This window comes from Corynebacterium sp. TAE3-ERU12 (genome assembly GCF_019209905.1).
Lineage (GTDB): Bacteria > Actinomycetota > Actinomycetes > Mycobacteriales > Mycobacteriaceae > Corynebacterium.
This window is the reverse complement of sequence record NZ_JAHUTM010000001.1, coordinates 964,089-981,447: the sequence shown is the minus strand read 5'-3', so window position 1 is coordinate 981,447 and position 17,359 is coordinate 964,089. Positions and strand designations below refer to the sequence as shown.

The window sequence follows — 17,359 nt, the reverse complement described above, 5'->3', positions numbered from 1 at the left end:
GACTATCGGACTATGAATAGCCCGCATCGTTCGCATACTGGTCATGCCGTAGTCACCGGTGGTGGCGGCGGCATTGGTCGCGCTGTTGCCTTTGCTCTTATCCAGGATGGGTGGACTGTCACTGTGTGCGGTCGCAGTGCGGACAACCTCGCTGCGACTGTTTCTGATCCGCGTAGCGCTGGCCGCATCGACCAGCGTGTCTGCGATATCTCCGATGAGTCCAGCGTCGCAGCACTGTTCGACTATGTCGCCGATACTCACCACCGGGTGGATCTGCTTGTTGCCAATGCGGGCACCCCGGGTCCTGCTGCTGAGTTCGGCCAGGTGCCTGCCGACGAGTTCCGCGCCACGGTCGATACCAACCTGGTTGGTACGTTTTTGACCTGCCAGGAGGCGTTCCGACGGATGCGCGGTGCTGGCGGGCGGATCATTATTAACGCTTCGATTGCGGCCCAGGTGCCGCGGCCGCATACCGCTGCTTATGCCGCCACGAAGTCGGCGCTTAGGGGACTGTCGAAGGTGATTTCTTTGGATGGGCGTGCCTATGGCATCACCTGTGGGCGCATTGATATCGGCAATGCTGCTACCGAGCTTCTCGACGGCTTCGGCGCGCAGTCTGGTGCATTGCAGCCTGATGGTTCGCACAAGGTGGAGCCGACGTTTTCGGTGGCTGATGCCGCCCGTGCCGTGGCGTTGATGGCGTCCATGCCGCCGGAGGCAGTTGTGGATGAGTTGACGGTGACTGCGGCAGGAATGCCCTTCGTGGGGCGTGGTTAGCCTAACTTTGTCATTTGCTACCTAAACATTGCTCTACGCCGGGTCCTTTACCGCTGGTGAGACCTTTTTTATGGATGATCGAACTGACCTATTAAGGTAGGCCCTGTCACCAACGAGGGAAGGTGGTGTGGGACCAATGGTCGGCAGCGGCGATGCCTCCTCCGGTTCTGGGAGCACCCGTGGGCGCTTCGATGGGCGCCCAATTACCGCACCCGACTTCCTGTTATCCCGCGCCCACGGTTCGATCCACACTCGCGGTAGCACCGCCACGTACGATGATCCCTGGTTGGCCGCCGAACACCTCCGCCGCGGCAAAGTGGACATGATTGTGGGCGCCTTGCCGTTCAACACTGACCGTCCCTCGGCGCTGACTGTCCCAGAAACTGTGGTGCGCGCGGAGCATCCTTCCGAGCCACATGCGCATTACCGCTGGGGCTCCCCACCCATCCGGGCGCGCATCGTGGCGGAGAATCCGCCCCTGGAAGACTTCGCCGACCGGGTGGAAGCCGCAATCCGGTTAATGGAACACAGTGGCGTGGAGAAGGTGGTGCTTGCCCGCGAGCTGGCGGTCAGCTTCAACCCGGCCATTGACCCGTTATTGCTCGCCGCGCGGCTCGTTGATTCCTCCCCGAACCGCAATGGGTTCGTCGTGGACCTCTCCCCTGCTGGCGGCGAATTCGTCGGCCGCACGTTGGTGGGTTCCTCGCCGGAGATGCTGGTTCGTCGCCGTGGGCGTAAGGTCACCGCTTTCCCGGTGGCTGGTTCGGCAGCACGCATGCCGGACCCGGCGGCCGACGAGGCCGCAGCGAGCCGCCTGCAGGCTTCGCGGAAAAATAATGAGGAGCATGACCTCGTTATTGAGGATATTGCGTGGAATCTGGGCCCGCTGTGCACGAATATCGATATTCCCGATACCCCGGTGGTCTACTCCACCGGAGAGATGCATCACCTGTGCACCCCCATCACGGCGACACTGAAGGACCCGGTGATCTCTGCCCTGGATGTGGCACTAGCGCTACACCCCACCCCGTCGGTATGCGGTAGTCCTACCGAGTCGGCGATGAGCATTATTAAGGTCGCCGAAGATGAGCGCGGTTTCTATGGCGGCGCGGTCGGCTGGTGTGAAAGCTCCGGTGATGGCGAATTTGTGGTTGCTATCCGCTGCGCCGAAATCAATGCCGATGGCACTGGTGCCCGCACCTGGAGCGGCGGCGGAGTCATCCCCGAATCCACCCCTGAGGAAGAAGTCGCAGAAACCACCGCGAAGTTGCGTACCGTGCTGCGCGCAATGAACCTCTGATCCAATAATCGCGCCGGAATACCCGAGGCATGTTTCGGGTATCCCGGCGCGATAGTGAGCCAGGCGTGGTGGTTAGTCGGCGCGCTCGACCGGGTTGGCCAGCTTGCCGATGCCCGGGATTTCGATCTCGATGCGGTCACCGGGGACCATTTCTGCGGTACCGGCAGGCGAGCCGGTGCAGATGACGTCGCCGGGCAGCAGCGTCATGGACGCGGTGATGAACTCGATGATCTCCGGGATGGACATGATCATCTGCTCAGAGTTGGAGTTCTGCTTGGTGTGGGTTTCCCCGTCGTGGGTCAGGTGAGCCTTGATCGGCAGGTCGCGGTAGTCCAGTTCGGTCTGGATCCAGGGCCCGAGCGGGCAGAAGCTATCGATGCCCTTGGCACGCGCCCACTGGCCGTCGGCGAACTGCAGGTCACGGGAGGACACATCATTGACGATGGTGTAGCCGAAGATGACCTTCTCTGCGTCCTTCTGCGAGACGTTCTTGCAGGGACGACCGATGACGAGGGCCAGCTCGCCTTCAAACTCCACCTTGGTGGCGAAGTCGGGAATCCGGATGGGGGCCTCGGGGCCGGTCACGGCCGTCGGCGGCTTCAAAAACAGCGTCGGGGGTAGGGACTCGCCAGAGGCCTTGAATACCTCTTTGACGTGGTCAGCGTAGTTACGACCAATGGCGACAACCTTCGACGGCAGCATCGGCGAGAGCAGTCGAACCTCCGACAGCGGCCACGAGCGGCCGGTCTTGGAGATATCGGCGAAGGGGTGGCCTTCGATCTCGTGCAGCTGTACATCAGAGTCGTCACCCTCAACGAGTGCGAAACACATGCCCTCCGGGTGGGCGATTCTGGCGATACGCATGAAAGTTAGGGTACACGCACTAGATAGGGGCAGATGGGTAGGGTCGGCGTCTATTTCTGGTTGGTGCTGTGGTGACCCGATTAACCCCTGCCCACCAGCCTCGAGGAGCTGCTGGGCAGGGGTTAAACCGCTGAGTTAGCTACCGCTAGAAATTCTCGGCTTCGCGAGCAGCACTGACAAGATTTTCTACCCGGGCGCGCACGGAGACCGGAATCCGGTCATCGTCCAGGTTCAAAAATCCCTGCACGATGAGGTCGCGGGCAGCGTCTTCATCAAGGCCCAAGGCGGTGAGGTAGTCAATTTTCTCATCGTCGATCATGCCGACGGAGGCCTCATGGGACAGCTGGGCACGCGCGACCTTCGCATCCAAGGCGGGCACTGATTCGATGGCACCGTTTTCGCCAAGCAGGAGGCCGTCGCATTCCAGAAAACCGCGCACGTCAGCAGAGCCACCGACGAGGGTGGAACTATTCCGAATCACGCCACCATCAGAGACCATGCGGGAGACCATTTCCGCTTGAGCGCCGGCAGCGCCCAGGGTTGCGGTGCTGTTCATCACGCGCTCAGTGCCGGTGGGGGCGAATACCACCATGTGTGAGGTGTATTTTGCTCCTTCGGCGAGCTCGACGTGGGAATCATCGACGGACTTATGCACCCCTGATACCGCCACCGAGACTGAACTCATCGTGGAGTCTTTGTCCATCTTGGTGCGGCTGTAGGTGTTGATATTCATCTCTTTGCCCCACCGGTCCACATCGACCGAGCGCACTGTCGCCCCGGCACCGACGAAGGTTTCCGAGACTGAGACGTGTGAGCCGTGGGTGAGTTCTGGGGCCACGGCGGAGCCGGAGACTTCGTCGACGGTGGCGCCGGCGCCAATGACGGTGATGTCGTGGACGAACTGGCGTTCCTGCGGAACTGTCATCACGGAGAAGGTCTGGGTGGGCTTGTCGACGTGGGCGCCTTCTTTGACCCATGTGAATGTGCCCAGGGGTTCCCGGGTGGATTCGAAGGCGCGGCGCAGCACTTCATCCTCGTCGGGGTCGATGAGGCTGAACATCAAGTCCTGGACCCATGGGTATTCCAGCAGGGCCTGGGCTAGTGGCAGCACGACGACGTCGTCGTCACGCGAATCCATGGCGGCGTAGCCGTGGTCGAGTAAGACCGTGGTCATGCTGCGATTATCGGGGTCTGCCCAACCAACAGAGCTCAGCAGGTCCGGCGTCGCAGTTGCCGGGCCAAGACCGCTGCGGGTGTGGGTGAGATCAGTAGTCATTGCGATTCACTCCTATAAAACAGTGGGTGCTGCGGTTAGGCGGTGGCTGATGCTCGGTAGCCGCCTTCTTGGATGGCGGTGAACATCTCATCGGGCTTACCGGAGTCGATCAGGCGGCCGTCGACCATGAGGTGGGCGATATCGGCCTTGAGGTGGTTGAGGATGAAGCCGGTATGGGTGATGACCATGCCGGCACGCGGGCGGCCTTCGTCATCGGCGGAGTCGAGCAGATCGCTGATGGCTTTGCCAACGACTTTGACTTGTTCGAGGTCAACGCCGGATTCGGGTTCGTCGAATAGGCATAACGACGGTGATTGCAGGGTCAGCTTGAGTACTTCAAAACGCTTGGATTCGCCGCCGGAGAATCCGCAGTGGATATCCCGATCGGAGAGGTGACCCAGGGCGAGTTTGTCCAGGCCGACATTGACGCCACCGCCGGCGTTGATGGCGTCGGCCAGGCGACGTACCGACACTCCGGTGATGGCCGGTGGGCGTTGGAAGGCCATGCCCACGCCGGCTCGAGCGCGTTGTTCGACGGGCATGTCGGTGATGTCTGTACCGCGCAGCAGGACTTTGCCGGCGGAGATGCGGAAGGGGTGGATTCCCATGATTCCGGCAAGCAGGGTTGATTTACCGGATCCGTTGGGGCCGAGCAGGATGTGTCGCTCGCCTTCGTTGATGATGAGGTTGATGTCGTGGCAGATGATATCGTCGCCAGCAGCGATATCAACACCGCGTAATTCGAGGAGGGGGTTGGCAGACATGGTGCCTCCAAGGGGTCGAAAGGTGAACGAATCAACGATTCCTATGCCCCTTAGTTTATGTCTGTGCAGCACGTAAAAATAGCCCCGAACGGGTATTTTTAGGGCAGCTTTAGCATGTTTTTCTTAGCCAATACCCCTCCCCGCAGGACACATAAGCCGAAGGCGCAATAGGTGAACACCACTAATAAAACCCTTGCCAATACAACTAAGGACCGGCTAACCTTTCCTACTGTGACTCTTATCGATGAGCTTTCCGACAACGACCCGGCCGGCATCGCCGCCCAGGAGCGCCTGAAGGCGGCTACGTCCGCCATCCCGAAACTGCACAACGATGAGAATTCCCCCAAGATCTGCCTCGTTACCGGTGCTGCTGGCGGTATCGGCAAGGCCACTGCAGAACTACTGGAAGAAAACGGCTACCGCGTAATCCGCTGGGATCTGCAGCACGCCCCCAACTGCATACCTATTGACGTCACCGATGCCGCCGCGGTGGCTGATGGTTTCGCCACCATCGTGGAAGAAGAAGGCTGCCTCGACGCCCTAGTGCACGCCTCTGGCGCATTGGTGCCCGATACCGCCATGGACCCGTCCTCAGGCGCACTACAGGCCTGCTTCGAAGTTAACTTCTTCGGCACCGTCAATGTCTGCTCCCAGGCCGCACGCATCATGGCACGCCACGGCGGAGCGATTGTTGGCGTGACCTCCAATTCTGCTGCGGTACCCCGGATCGGCATGGGCTCCTACGGCGCTTCTAAGGCAGCAGCCGAATCCTGGCTGCGCACACTCGCCTTGGACTGCGCCCCGCACGGTGTGCGGTGCAATATCGTCTCCCCCGGTTCCACAGACACCCCCATGCTGCGCAATATGTTCAATGGCGAGGACTTCACCGAACCCCTCGTCAAGGGCGATGCGGAAAACTACAAGATGGGCATCCCGCTGGGCCGAGTCGCGGACCCAGTTGACGTCGCCCAAGCCTGCGCTTTCCTGCTCTCCCCCGCCGCACGGCATATCACCATGCACGACCTGCGCGTCGATGGCGGCGCCACCTTAGACGCTTAGCCCAACAGCGTTCACCAGCGGCCAGCAGCGACCATATGCTGGCCGCTGCTGCTATGGGCACGCCCGTGGGGCTATATCGCGGTTGTGGAACGTTGCGGGCGCACATCGAGGCCCATCAAGCCCCCAAGCACCCGGTCAGACAGTTCGCCAAGGCAACTGAGGTTGGCAAAACCCGGGCCCTGATTGAAACCTGCCAACGACGGCAACAACAGTTTCGGCTGCAGGCCATGCACAGACATATCCGCCGCAATGCTGCGTTCCAGTGCCGGTGCGGTCACATGGCCGCCCACAGCGTCGGAAAGCTCAGCCATGGCCTCCTCATCGAGCAAACCGGTAAACCACAGCGGCGAATTGCCACGAGCATCAATGACGAGGTCATAGGGGTGCTCGGAAGCCTCACCGAAAGAATCGACGATATGGACGCCCAGGCGCCCACCGGCAGCTTCGGTGATATCGGTGACCCGGCCATGCAAATGGCCTACCCGGTCATCCCAGTGCAGATCCTGCTGGACGCGCACACTGAACACTCCCCGGTCGGTGCGGCGAATAACCTCGCGGCGCTCCTCAGCATCCAGCGTCGCCCACTTATCAGGGTCGGTGTATAGCCGGTTTTCGAACTGGCTCTCACCACGGGAAAACACCGCAGCCAGTGGAGATACCACCGAAATCTCGTCCAAATTATGGCGGAACAGCTCAGCGATAATGCTCGCAGCTGTCTCGCCACCACCAATCACGGCGGTCCGGGTGGCATTAAATAACGTGCCCTCGGCAATAGCCGCCCAGAAGCCCGCCACAGACAACACACCATCTAAATCAGCGAAGCGACGATCGCTGCGGCCCGGGCCGGTAATCAGCAAAGCCCCGGAATGGATGGTGCGGGTGCCACCGTCGGCAGCCTCCACGGTGATATCCCACTCACGGTTGCCCTGAGCATCAGAGTCGCCCGGCGCGGTTTTCACCACCCGGCCTTGCACAACTGTGAGATCAATGCGCTCAGCGACCCAGTTGAGGTACTCCGCCCACACCTCATGGCGCGGGAAGGGGGCGCCGCGGTCAACCCAATCGGCATAGCGGTCAGTCTCGATAAGGAAGCGGTTCCAGCTGTGCTCGAGAAGTCCGGCATCGACCTGGGCGGACTGCGGGCCTGCGATGCGGGTGCGGTACGGGAAACCGACGTCCTTGGCTGGCGGGGTTCCCAGGAGGTGGCGGCCGTCAGTCCATCCCCCCACGGCCCGCCAGTTAGCACCAATCCCGCGTGGCTCAACGACGGTGATCTCAGGAACGGTGATGCCAAGAGCGCTCAGCGCGTGCGCCTTGGCAGCAATTGCCACGGCTTTAGGGCCTGCACCGACGATGGTCAAAGAATTCATGCAGCTTTATCCTCGGGTGGAAACGTAGGGTGGAGTGCCGTTGATGTCATGGCCCACTCTGGTGTCCACCACACCTGGGCCACGTAACAGATTAGCATCGCCTTAGTGGATTAACTAAGGAGCCAATAAGCGTTTGCTCACCAAATGACTAGACGCGCATGCTGCCGGTCTCAAGGAAACGGGTATGCCAACTATGCGCAAGCTCCAGGTCATGCGGGGTATGCAGATGTGAGGTACCCGAGGCCTCGGCTCTTTCGACATAGTCCAGCAACATCTCCCGGAAATCCGGGTGGGCGCAGTTATTGATAATCACCTTGGCGCGCTGCCGCGGGGCCAGACCACGCAGGTCTGCCAAGCCCTGTTCGGTGACGATGATCATCGTGTCGTGCTCAGTGTGGTCAGTATGGGAGACCATCGGCACAATCGACGACACCGCACCGCCCTTGGCCACCGAGGGAGAGACGAAAGTCGAAATATAAGCATTTCGAGTGAAATCACCACTGCCGCCAATGCCGTTGAGCATCCGGGTGCCACCAACATGGGTGGAGTTCACATTGCCGTAAATATCGGCCTCCACCATTCCATTGCAGGCCACAACACCTAGCCGGCGGATGACCTCCGGGTTATTGGAAATCTCCTGTGGGCGCAGCACAATTTTCTTCGCATAGTCCGCGGCAGAGCGGTTCATCTGCTCGGCATAGTCCGGAGAAAGCGCGAATGACGTTGCTGAGGCCACCGAGAGCACTCCGGCATCGAGCAGGTTGATCATCTCGTCCTGAATCACTTCGGTGTAGGACTTCAGGTTTGTGAAACCGGACTCGGCAAGCCCGGCGAGCACCGCATTGGCCATATTGCCCACACCGGACTGCAGTGGCAGCATCTGCTGCGGTATCCGGCCGTGGCGGATCTCGTGTTCGAGGAAGTCAACAAAATGCCCGGCGATGTTGTGGGAGGTCTCATCGATCGGGGTGAAGGCGGCATTGCGGTCTGCGGCGTTGGTGTAAACAACGGCGACGACCTTGTCGACATCTATCTCAAATTCTGTGCTGCCGATACGCTGGCCAACCTCGGTCAGCGGGATGATCTGGCGGTTCGGTGGGACTCCGGGGCTCCAGATATCGTGCATGCCCGCTAGGTCCGCTGACTGCCACTCGTTGACCTCAACAATGATCTTTTCTGCTTTGTCGAGGTAGATATTCGTATTACCTACCGACGAGGTGGGCACCAGACCACCGGTTTTAGTGATCTGTGCGGCTTCTACCACGGCGATATTGATCGGCCCTAAGAATCCTTGGGCTACCTGGGCTGCTGAGTGCGACAGGTGCAGGTCAACGTAGTTGGTGACACCTTCGTTGATCTTGGCCCGCATGGCGGGGTCGGATTGGTAGGGCGCGCGGAAGATAACCTCGCCTGTTTTGGCCAGCACACCATCGAGCTCGGATGCGGTGGACGCGCCGGTGAACACTCGGATGGGGAAAGAATCGCCGCGTTGGTGGGCCTCTCCGATACGGTGTGCGAGTGCCTCCGGGACTTCCTTGGGATAACCGGCCCCGGTGAATCCGGAGAAGCCGATGGCGTCGCCCGGCTGGATAAATTCGGCTGCTTCTGCCGCACTCATCACCTTTTCGCGTAGACCTGGGTGGTGGATTCGGTCACTCTTGTCGAACATGATGAGCTCCTTGGCATAAGGTGCGAACCGACAGCGTTAGTACGTCCTAAGTTCTAGGCGTAGTAAATAATGCTTAAAGATTAACTACCGAAAGGACTGTTGTATATGGCACGCACGAGCAGACACGGCGATGTTCACCCCATTAGCCTGCGCGAACTCGAAGTATTGCGCATCGAGGACATCACCTCCGGCATGCGCCGTATTATTTTTGGCGGCCCCGGCTTGGGCGCCCACACGATTGATGGCGTCGAGATGCCTGCGCTGGTCAGCGATGGCTTCGACGACGATATGCGCCTGGTTTTCCCGCACCCGGAAACCGGTGAGCGCCCATACCCGGCACCGATCGGTGACGGTTCCCTCGACTGGACTGCCGAAGTCAATGACCTGTTCCGTGTCTACACCGTGCGTTGGTTTAACCCCGACGCTGGCGAACACGGTGAACTAGCGGTGGATTTCGTGGTTCACCCCGGTGGCCTGGCCGCAGAGTGGGCCCTGGCTGCTGAGGTCGGCGACGCCGTGTGGGCTGCTGGCCCGAAGTTGTGCCTGGATCTTCCGGTGCACCGTGATTGGCTGCTCCTGGTCGGCGATGAGACCGCACTGCCAGCCATTGGTCGTGCTTTGGAGGAGCTGCCCGAAGGCTTCCCGTGCCGCGCCATCGTGGAAGTCGCTGAGGAAGACCATATCCAGGACATTTCGTCCAAGGGGGATGTGGAAATCACCTGGCAGGTGCGCGCCCGTGGCGATGAGCTTGCCGACGTTATCTCCGATCTGAAGCTGCCCGAAGGCCAGCCCTATGTGTGGGTTGCTGGTGAGGCCGGAAAGCTCAAGCCGTGGCGCGGCCTGGTGAAGCAGAACGAGATTGATCGTGCTGATGCTGAGTTCACCGGCTACTGGCGCAAGACTGCGGCGAAGACTGCGGAAGCGAATAAGGGTGGCGCCGCCCCGGCTGCCGACTCGAGTTTCTCGGCTCTGCAGAAGTTGCATGACCTGGCCGATATTGCCCCGGCATTTGCTATTCAGACTGCGGTGGCGCTGGATATTTTCGTCGCTATCGACGAGGCCGAGCCGGCCACTATCGCCAATGTCGCCGCTGCTACCGGTATTGCTCCTGAGCGTTTGGCCCGCCTGCTGCGCTATCTAGCCAGCATCGATATTGTCGCCCTGCCCGATACCGGCAGCGATGATCTCGGCAGCCAGACCATTGAGCTTGGTGCCATCGGTCAGGAGCTCACCAGCCCTGACTCTTATGCGGTGCGCACGCTCAAGGGAGCCACCTGGGCGCGCATGACTGGCCTGATCAACTTAAACCAGGCTCTGCTGGGCCAGGAGCCTGTGGTGATGGGGGCAACCGGGACTACCTGGTCTGAGTATGTGGAGAGTTCCCCGGAAGCTGGCCGTGAGGTCGCCGAGCTGGCCGCTATGCGCGCGATGTGGGTTGCTCCCGCATTGCCGGACACGCTGCCTGATGAGGTGAAATCCGGTGCGCAGTCCATTGCGTTGGCCGGCCCGGGTGCTGTGGTTTACGCCGAAGAGCTGGTTCGTCGCCTGCCCGAGGCTAATATCCGGCTGCTGTTGAGTGCGGCGGAGATGCCGACCGCGCAGGCCCTTTCTGAGGCCGCTCGTCAGCGCGTCGATGTGGCCCCGTGGTCGCCGGGCGCGTCTGCCGACGCTGGTTTCGCGGTGTTGATTGACCCGTTTGCGCTGGCCAATGACGCCGGTGAACTATTAGCTGGGCTGGGCTGCGCGGCGAAGGTCATCACCAAGATTATGGAACCGCACGGCCGTGCCGAGGATCATGATTACGCCGAGGATTTGGCCCGGATGGGTCTGGAGGGCACCTGCTCGCCTACTCCGGCGGATCTGGATGCGGCTGCAGCCGCGGCTGGTGCGACGGTTGAGAACCTCAAGCCGATTGGCTGGGGTGTCATGGTCGCCGATATTGTCCACTCCTAGGCCCTGCCGATATGCCTGACAGTGTGCTGCTATTTTCAGCACACTGTTGAGTCTGCAGATTCCTTAGCCTAGCCTTGGTCGAGGCTCGACCTAACAGCGTCACCATATGGTGGCGCTGCTCTTATCTGTGAGGACGGTTCGCACGTGGAAGACATGCCCACTCAGGCAGTCACCGACGGCCCCGAGATTGACATCTCCGGGCTGGTGAAACATTTCGGCACACTCACCGCACTCGATGGCATTGATATCAGTGTCGAGCGGGGGTCGGTACTCGGCTTATTGGGCCCGAATGGCTGCGGTAAAACCACCACAGTTTCCATCCTGTCGACCCTGCTTAAACCTGATGCCGGTGAAATCCGCATTGCCGGCCGTGACCCGGTAGCCAACCCTGAGAGCGTGCGTGAGGTCATCTCACTGACCGGCCAGTACGCGGCCTTGGACGAACGGCAAACCGTTCGGGAGAACCTCATTATCTTCGGTCGGCTTACCGGGTTGAGTGCATCACGGGCGAAGCAGCGTGCGGTAGAGCTGGCGGAGATTTTTGATCTGTCGGATTTCTTAGACCGCCGTACCGGTTCGCTGTCTGGCGGTATGCGCCGCCGCGCAGATATCGCCGCGGCTCTAGTCACCCGTCCCCGGGTGTTGTTCCTCGATGAGCCAACTACCGGCCTGGACCCCCGGTCGCGGCAGGCGGTGTGGGATGCAGTTCGTCGGCTGCGCGATGAAAACGTCACGGTTCTTTTGACCACCCAGTACTTGGAGGAGGCCGATAAGCTCGCCGACCGCATTGTGTTGTTGCGGCGCGGCAGTGTTGTTGCTGAGGGCACTCCAACTGAGCTCAAGCGCGGTATCGGTGACCAGATTGTCGAGGTCGTGCCAGCTGATCCACATGATGTGCCTCGCCTGCTCGAGCTATTTGATAATGCGCAGGCAACCGGTGCGGATCGGGTTCATATTCCTGCCGTGGATGCCACCGACGACCTTGTGCGGATCGCCACTGCCCTATCGGCGGCGAATATCGCGGTGCACGATATCGGCCTTCGTCACCCCACTCTCGACGAGGTCTTCTTCCATCTCACCGGGGATACCCCGCAGCCGGATGGGCACGATTCTGAGGCTAGGGAAGGCGCGCAGTGAGTTCCACACTTTTTGTTGACCACTATCAGCGTCGCACCGTCGGCTGGGCCGGAGCCCTTCCCCCGCTGGCTCGGGGCGCAACATGGCGGGGTTTACGAGAAGGCGATGTGATCAGCGCAATGGCGGCGCCGATCCTGTTTTTCATCTGCTTTCACGTTCCGCTGAACGAGTCGATGCCGGAGTACGCCAATTTTTTGGTGCCGACGGTCATTATGCAGGCGGTGATGTTCACTGCCATTCTTGCCGCCCAGAATGCTGGGCGAGATGTCAGCGGCGCGGTGCAAGACCGGCTGATGACATTGCCGATTCCTCGTATGGCCCCAGCTGTGGCACGCCTTATTGCCATGGTGGTGCGGACAACACTGGCTATTTTTGCCGCGTTTTTTGTGGCGACGCTTTTTGGTTTCCGTTTCCGCGGTGATGCTCTGGATGCGGTGGCGCTTTTCCTGCTCCCGTTGCTTTTCGCCGTTGGGGTGTCGATGCTGACCGACGCCCTGGGCCAGGCGGTGCCTGAGCCTGACTCGGTCGGCCAGGTGCTCATGGTCCCGCAGATGTTATTGGTGATGATGTCGGTGGGCATTGTTCCGGAGGCGGGTTTTCCGGAGTGGATTCAGCCGTTGGTGCGCAATCAACCGTTGTCGCAGATGATTATTGCTATGCGCGGGTGGATTGAGGGCACGGATGTGAACCTCACTCCGGTTGTGTTGTGGCTTATTGGATTGTTCGTCGCTGGTATAGCGGCACTATATGCAGCTAGCCACCGGGAGGCCCGCCGATGAAAACGTATTTTCCCGATCCTCGTTGCGCTGTGGGTTTTGTTCCGGCGACGCTTTCGCTGACTGGGGCGTTGTTGCGTTCGTGGATGCGCAATCCGGTTATGGCCGTCCAGTCCATTATTTTTCCGGCGTTTTTGTTGATGGTCTTCGACACCGTTTTTGGCAGCACCGTGACTCGCATGGGTGGTACTGATTCCATCGGTGGTACTGCTGCGCTTATCGCCTTGGTGTCGGTGCAGCAGGGCACCTTAACGTCGGCTGTCTATGTCACGCGCGATCGTGATTCCGGTTTGCTTGACCGGCAGTGGTCTTTGCCTTTCCCGCATGGCGCGATCCTGTCGTCGAAGGTGTTGGCTGAGTTCCTTCGTGGTTCGATTTCCACCATCATCATGCTGGCTATCGGTTTCTTATTGGGCTTGCGTTTTTCTGGCGGGTTGCTGCCGGTAGTTGCTGCGATTGGCTTGTCGGCGTTATTTGGCGTGGCATGTTGCTTATTCATTTTGGCGCTTGCTGCCAATAGTGATGAGAAGACTGTGCTGATGGTTTTCAGCAGTATTTTCTTGCTGCAGTTGTTCTTCAATACTGGTTTTGCACCGTTGGAGTCCTACCCGGGCTGGATGCAGCCGTTGGTGGAGTACCAGCCGATGTCGCCGGCTATTGATGCGATGCGGGCCTTTTTTGATGGCACTGTTGATGTGCGCGCGACAACTATTGCTGTGGCTTGGGTGAGCGTCATGATCGCGGTTTTTGGGGTGTGGGCACAGCGCTCAATGTCGTCCATCGTCGGTAGTCGGTAGTACAACCCCGGTGGGCGCGTCGTTGATGTTAAGCTCACCGCTGTTCACAATGTGAGAAGGAGATCCCACGATATGAGTGAAGCGCTCAAGATCGCTGTCATTCCCGGTGACGGCATCGGTACCGAAGTCACCACCGAAGCGCTGAAGGTTCTGCGCGCAACCATCGGCGAGTTCGACTCCACCGAATACGATCTCGGCTCCCGCCGCTATACCCGCAATGGCGAGCTGCTTACCGACGCTGACCTCGACAGTCTCCGCGAGCATGATGCCATTCTGCTCGGTGCTATCGGAGACCCAGCCCGCGTCGCCCCGGGAATCCTGGAACGCGGCCTGCTGCTGAAGATGCGTTTCGCCCTGGATCACCACGTCAATCTGCGCCCGTCCAAGCTGTACCAGGGAGTGAGCTCCCCGCTGCGCAACCCCGGCGATATTGACTTCGTTGTCGTCCGCGAAGGCACTGAGGGCGCCTATACCGGCAATGGTGGCGCTATCCGCGTCGGTACGCCGCAGGAAGTCGCTAATGAGACCAGCGTGAATACCCGCTTCGGTGCTGAGCGCGTGGTCCGTTATGCCTTCGAGTTGGCCATGACTCGGGATAAGAAACTCACCTTGGTGCATAAGACCAATGTGCTGGTCCACGGCGGTGGCCTGTGGCAGCGCACTGTTGACGAGGTCGCCACCGAGTACCCCGAGGTCGAGGTCTCCTACTGCCATATTGATGCGGCGACTATCTACATGGTCACCGATCCTTCGCGTTTCGATGTCATTGTCACCGACAACCTCTTTGGCGACATCATCACCGATGAGGCCGGTGCGGTTGCCGGCGGCATTGGCCTTGCTGCTTCGGGCTGCATTGATGCATCCGGCACCAACCCGTCCATGTTTGAACCCGTCCACGGCTCGGCTCCCGATATTGCTGGCCAGGGCATTGCTGACCCGACTGCCGCTATTTTGTCCGCTGCGATGATGCTGCGCCATGTGGGCCGCGCCGCCGATGCTGAGCGTATCGAGGCCGCGGTGGAAGCCGATGTGGCCCAGCGTGGGGACACCCCGATCCGTACCACCGAGGTCGGCGACCGGATCGCTGCTGCTGTCAAGCAAAACTAGCTACCAACGACAAACACCCGGTCGCCTGCCATAGCGGAGGCGACCGGGTGTTTGTGGTGGCTAAAGGAGAAATCCGGCTGAGGTGTTAGCTCGGGTTGATGACGCGGCCCCAAGTGGACTTATTACCCCAGACGTTCTGGCGCAGACCCTCGAGCTGGAGGATCTGGGAGTGGTCAACGAACAGGTTGCACTCATTGCCGTAGTTCTTGATGTACCACTCGAAGACCGGGCCATCGGCGGCCTCGAACATGACGTTCTCCAGGCCCAGGCCGTTGATGATGGAAGCGGCGGCACCGGTATTCCACTCACGAACGTTTTCGGTGATGCCCTCAGACTCAATCATGATGATCGAGGCACCAGCATCGAGGGCGCGCTTGCCGCGGTCAACCAGGTCTCCGACGTCCTTGGCGGACTCTGCGGCCAGCTCCTCTTCAGAGGAGTCACCGCCGGAACCAATCTGGATACCCAGTTCCGGCTTAGCTTTCAGACCGGCCTTGACAACCTTCTCCACCAGGCGCTCCAGACCAGAGGTGGGCAGCATGATGAAGCCGGTGGAGATCTCGATGACGTCGAATCCGACCTCCTTGGCTTCCTTCAGGTACTGGTCCACAGCATCGTCGCCGTAGCGCAGGACGGTTTCGATCCAGCCGCCGGAGGAAACGTAGGCGTCGTTTTCGTGGGCGATGTCAGAGAACTTACGGACCTGCTCCTTGGGGACCAGGGAGAACGAACCGCCTGCCCACTTAATGCCATCCACCCACTGGCCGGCGACGTCGAAGACATCCTGCAGGTGGCGGGTGCCGAAGGTGTTGTAGTACGGCGCGCGGATCTCGGTCATACCGAACTTGCGGGGCTTGGCCGGGCGCTTGGCGCGGGGAACAAAGTTGAAGGAAACGTCGAAGTCGATCTCGTTACTCATGTGAAAAGGTCCTTTCCAGGAAAACGTGGTGTGTGGTGGGTCGTTGCGCTTAGCTGCGCGTGGTGCTGACACGACCGAGTAGTTCGGTCAGCTCGGAGATCTCGGCGACCTCGTCGAGCTTGTGCACGACCTCGCAGATCTGGTCGCGCAGGTTCTGGTCGGCGAACGGGGTTGCCAGGTCGGTGAACTTGGCAACAGCGCCGTCCCAGTCCAGCGGCTGGGAGTGGAAGCCGTCGTAGGCAGATTCGACGGCGTTGAACTCTGTGCCGTCTTCGAGCACGACGGTGAGGTCGGACGGCATCTCCTGCGGGAAACGGTCGGAGAAACCGTCATCCGGGGTGATGACCACCTTGTTCATCAGGCTCTGCACATCGTCGGCGACGATGCGCTCCGGGGCGTACTGCGCCGGGTTGAGTTCCCCGTCGAGCAGCATTGCAGCGACCATCCACGGCAAGGAGTGGTCTGCTTCTTCCTTGGTGCGGATATTGCGCTTATCGCCCTCTTCGCCGCCACCGATAATGGAGTAGGCGACATCGAAGGTGGTCAGACGCACTTCCTTGATCTTGGTGACGTCGAAGCCCTCGCGGCTGCGGATATCAGCTGCGGCCTCCAGCGCAGACTGCGAGTGAATCTCGGCGTTGTACTTCTTGATGATGGAGCGCTTGACCGACTCAAGGTCTTCCGCAGACCAATCCAGCTCATAATCACCGGCGAGAGCCTTGAAGCCCTTATTGCCTTCAAAGACTTCCTCGGGGCCGGTCATGCCCTTGGAAGCAAACATGGCGTAGAACATGCCTTCCTTGGACACATGCGGGTACGCCAGGGCCTTCCAATGGGAGAGATTGCCGGTGCGGGTGACACGCAACGCGACATTGGCGGTACCGGTCATCGCGGCGGCATTAGCGATCTGGTCTGCGTTGAGACCCATCGCCAGCGCCGCCGACGCACCCGCGGCGAAAGCGCCCTGGGTGGTGTGGTCGAAACCGTGGGCGCGAACCGGAGCAACATCCGACAGGCGGGTGTGGATCTGGTAAGCCACGGCGAAGGCGGTAAGAAAATCCCGGCCGGACGCGCCGGCGATTTCTGCGGCCGCCAGGACTGCACCCATATTGTCCGTGGGGTGGTTGGTCTCCCCCTTGGCCAGGTAGGCGTCCATAAAGTCCAGGTATCGGCTAGCAGCAGAGTTATGGAAAGCAGCCATCGGGGCTGGTGCCTTGCCGCCGCCGATGAGGGTGGCGGCGGGGTTGCCGCCGAGATCGTCGTTAAGCGAACGGATCGCCTGGATAACATCCGAATCAAGTGCGCCGATAGCGACGCCGATGGTGTCCAGGACACGAATCTTGAGCTGCTCCAGGGCCTCGCTGGACATGTCGTCAAGGTTGGCGCTGACAGCGAAATCAGCCATCTGCTGAACTTCGGTGCGCTGTGCTGAGGTCATGTGTGATCCCGTCCGGCGGAGCCGCCTCAGGCCGTGCATGGGCCTTCAAACCCCGCCTAGGTAAGTTTAGGCTTACCTCGCAAGGGTAGGGATTGGCGGATCACTGTCAACGGTGTTTTCAGTACCTCCTGGGGAAATGAGGCAATAGGACCC

15 protein-coding genes are annotated in these 17,359 nt (G+C 60.3%); 8 read left to right on the top strand and 7 right to left on the bottom strand.

From position 1 onward, the window contains the following. Positions 1 to 12 precede the first annotated feature (12 nt). Both KRX51_RS04445 and KRX51_RS04440 read left to right on the top strand, forming a co-directional pair. Positions 13 to 777, top strand: coding sequence for an SDR family oxidoreductase (locus KRX51_RS04445; RefSeq protein ID WP_218361744.1), 765 nt, complete (start codon positions 13 to 15; stop codon positions 775 to 777). 136 nt (positions 778 to 913) lie between these two features. Then, entirely contained in the window at positions 914 to 2,077 is a 1,164-nt protein-coding gene (locus tag KRX51_RS04440; RefSeq protein WP_218361743.1) for an isochorismate synthase MenF, read from the top strand. A gap of 72 nt (positions 2,078 to 2,149) precedes the next feature. On the opposite strand, the gene KRX51_RS04435 is transcribed toward KRX51_RS04440, so the two are convergent. The 3 genes from KRX51_RS04435 to KRX51_RS04425 all read right to left on the bottom strand — a co-directional run bounded on the left by KRX51_RS04435 (position 2,150) and on the right by KRX51_RS04425 (position 4,981). Then, positions 2,150 to 2,941 carry a fumarylacetoacetate hydrolase family protein gene (locus tag KRX51_RS04435; RefSeq protein WP_218361742.1) on the bottom strand — a complete coding sequence of 264 codons (792 nt, stop codon included), beginning with the start codon at positions 2,939 to 2,941 and terminating at the stop codon, positions 2,150 to 2,152. Between the two features lie 145 nt (positions 2,942 to 3,086). Next, positions 3,087 to 4,217: a SufD family Fe-S cluster assembly protein gene (locus KRX51_RS04430; RefSeq protein ID WP_218361741.1), complete on the bottom strand. Its 1,131-nt coding sequence runs from the start codon at positions 4,215 to 4,217 to the stop codon at positions 3,087 to 3,089. A gap of 35 nt (positions 4,218 to 4,252) precedes the next feature. Further along, complete coding sequence (locus tag KRX51_RS04425) at positions 4,253 to 4,981, bottom strand: ATP-binding cassette domain-containing protein (protein ID WP_218361740.1); 729 nt, start codon at positions 4,979 to 4,981, stop codon at positions 4,253 to 4,255. 231 nt (positions 4,982 to 5,212) lie between these two features. Between KRX51_RS04425 and KRX51_RS04420 the strand changes: the two genes are divergently transcribed. Beyond that, positions 5,213 to 6,040: an SDR family oxidoreductase gene (locus KRX51_RS04420; RefSeq protein ID WP_370625018.1), complete on the top strand. Its 828-nt coding sequence runs from the start codon at positions 5,213 to 5,215 to the stop codon at positions 6,038 to 6,040. Positions 6,041 to 6,111: 71 nt separating this feature from the next. Here KRX51_RS04420 and KRX51_RS04415 read toward each other — a convergent pair whose 3' ends face one another. Beyond that, positions 6,112 to 7,410 (bottom strand): SidA/IucD/PvdA family monooxygenase, encoded by a 1,299-nt coding sequence (locus tag KRX51_RS04415; RefSeq protein ID WP_218361739.1) that lies wholly within the window; start codon positions 7,408 to 7,410, stop codon positions 6,112 to 6,114. Positions 7,411 to 7,558: 148 nt separating this feature from the next. Further along, a complete protein-coding gene (locus tag KRX51_RS04410) occupies positions 7,559 to 9,079 on the bottom strand; it encodes an acetyl-CoA hydrolase/transferase family protein (RefSeq protein ID WP_218361738.1) in 1,521 nt (506 codons plus the stop codon). Positions 9,080 to 9,184: 105 nt separating this feature from the next. On the opposite strand from KRX51_RS04410, the gene KRX51_RS04405 reads away from it, so the two are divergent. The 5 genes from KRX51_RS04405 (at position 9,185) to KRX51_RS04385 (ending at position 14,849) form a co-directional block, all read left to right on the top strand. Next, positions 9,185 to 11,032 (top strand): siderophore-interacting protein, encoded by a 1,848-nt coding sequence (locus KRX51_RS04405; RefSeq protein WP_218361737.1) that lies wholly within the window; start codon positions 9,185 to 9,187, stop codon positions 11,030 to 11,032. A 153-nt stretch (positions 11,033 to 11,185) separates the two neighbouring features. After that, entirely contained in the window at positions 11,186 to 12,169 is a 984-nt protein-coding gene (locus KRX51_RS04400; protein WP_218361736.1) for an ATP-binding cassette domain-containing protein, read from the top strand. After that, positions 12,166 to 12,948 carry an ABC transporter permease gene (locus KRX51_RS04395; protein ID WP_218361734.1) on the top strand — a complete coding sequence of 261 codons (783 nt, stop codon included), beginning with the start codon at positions 12,166 to 12,168 and terminating at the stop codon, positions 12,946 to 12,948. Before KRX51_RS04400 ends, KRX51_RS04395 begins: the two co-directional genes overlap by 4 nt. Beyond that, positions 12,945 to 13,742 carry an ABC transporter permease gene (locus tag KRX51_RS04390; RefSeq protein ID WP_218361733.1) on the top strand — a complete coding sequence of 266 codons (798 nt, stop codon included), beginning with the start codon at positions 12,945 to 12,947 and terminating at the stop codon, positions 13,740 to 13,742. Before KRX51_RS04395 ends, KRX51_RS04390 begins: the two co-directional genes overlap by 4 nt. A gap of 72 nt (positions 13,743 to 13,814) precedes the next feature. Next, on the top strand, positions 13,815 to 14,849 hold the full coding sequence (locus KRX51_RS04385) for a 3-isopropylmalate dehydrogenase (protein ID WP_218361732.1): 1,035 nt from the start codon (positions 13,815 to 13,817) through the stop codon (positions 14,847 to 14,849). Positions 14,850 to 14,934: 85 nt separating this feature from the next. Here the strand turns inward: KRX51_RS04385 and KRX51_RS04380 are convergent, their stop codons facing one another. Both KRX51_RS04380 and KRX51_RS04375 read right to left on the bottom strand, forming a co-directional pair. Next, the gene (locus tag KRX51_RS04380) at positions 14,935 to 15,768 is read right to left on the bottom strand and encodes a phosphosulfolactate synthase (protein ID WP_218361730.1); all 834 of its coding nucleotides are present in this window, start codon (positions 15,766 to 15,768) and stop codon (positions 14,935 to 14,937) included. A gap of 49 nt (positions 15,769 to 15,817) precedes the next feature. Continuing rightward, positions 15,818 to 17,206 carry an MmgE/PrpD family protein gene (locus KRX51_RS04375; RefSeq protein ID WP_218361728.1) on the bottom strand — a complete coding sequence of 463 codons (1,389 nt, stop codon included), beginning with the start codon at positions 17,204 to 17,206 and terminating at the stop codon, positions 15,818 to 15,820. Positions 17,207 to 17,359 lie beyond the last annotated feature (153 nt).

What these genes read in the sequence shown, in the direction of transcription:
- KRX51_RS04445 (WP_218361744.1), top strand. Translation starts at nt 13, where the DNA reads ATGAATAGCCCGCATCGTTCGCATACTGGTCATGCCGTAGTCACCGGT.
- KRX51_RS04440 (WP_218361743.1), top strand. Translation starts at nt 914, where the DNA reads ATGGTCGGCAGCGGCGATGCCTCCTCCGGTTCTGGGAGCACCCGTGGG.
- KRX51_RS04435 (WP_218361742.1), bottom strand. Translation starts at nt 2,941, where the DNA reads ATGCGTATCGCCAGAATCGCCCACCCGGAGGGCATGTGTTTCGCACTC.
- KRX51_RS04430 (WP_218361741.1), bottom strand. Translation starts at nt 4,217, where the DNA reads ATGACTACTGATCTCACCCACACCCGCAGCGGTCTTGGCCCGGCAACT.
- KRX51_RS04425 (WP_218361740.1), bottom strand. Translation starts at nt 4,981, where the DNA reads ATGTCTGCCAACCCCCTCCTCGAATTACGCGGTGTTGATATCGCTGCT.
- KRX51_RS04415 (WP_218361739.1), bottom strand. Translation starts at nt 7,410, where the DNA reads ATGAATTCTTTGACCATCGTCGGTGCAGGCCCTAAAGCCGTGGCAATT.
- KRX51_RS04410 (WP_218361738.1), bottom strand. Translation starts at nt 9,079, where the DNA reads ATGTTCGACAAGAGTGACCGAATCCACCACCCAGGTCTACGCGAAAAG.
- KRX51_RS04405 (WP_218361737.1), top strand. Translation starts at nt 9,185, where the DNA reads ATGGCACGCACGAGCAGACACGGCGATGTTCACCCCATTAGCCTGCGC.
- KRX51_RS04400 (WP_218361736.1), top strand. Translation starts at nt 11,186, where the DNA reads ATGCCCACTCAGGCAGTCACCGACGGCCCCGAGATTGACATCTCCGGG.
- KRX51_RS04390 (WP_218361733.1), top strand. Translation starts at nt 12,945, where the DNA reads ATGAAAACGTATTTTCCCGATCCTCGTTGCGCTGTGGGTTTTGTTCCG.
- KRX51_RS04385 (WP_218361732.1), top strand. Translation starts at nt 13,815, where the DNA reads ATGAGTGAAGCGCTCAAGATCGCTGTCATTCCCGGTGACGGCATCGGT.
- KRX51_RS04380 (WP_218361730.1), bottom strand. Translation starts at nt 15,768, where the DNA reads ATGAGTAACGAGATCGACTTCGACGTTTCCTTCAACTTTGTTCCCCGC.
- KRX51_RS04375 (WP_218361728.1), bottom strand. Translation starts at nt 17,206, where the DNA reads ATGACCTCAGCACAGCGCACCGAAGTTCAGCAGATGGCTGATTTCGCT.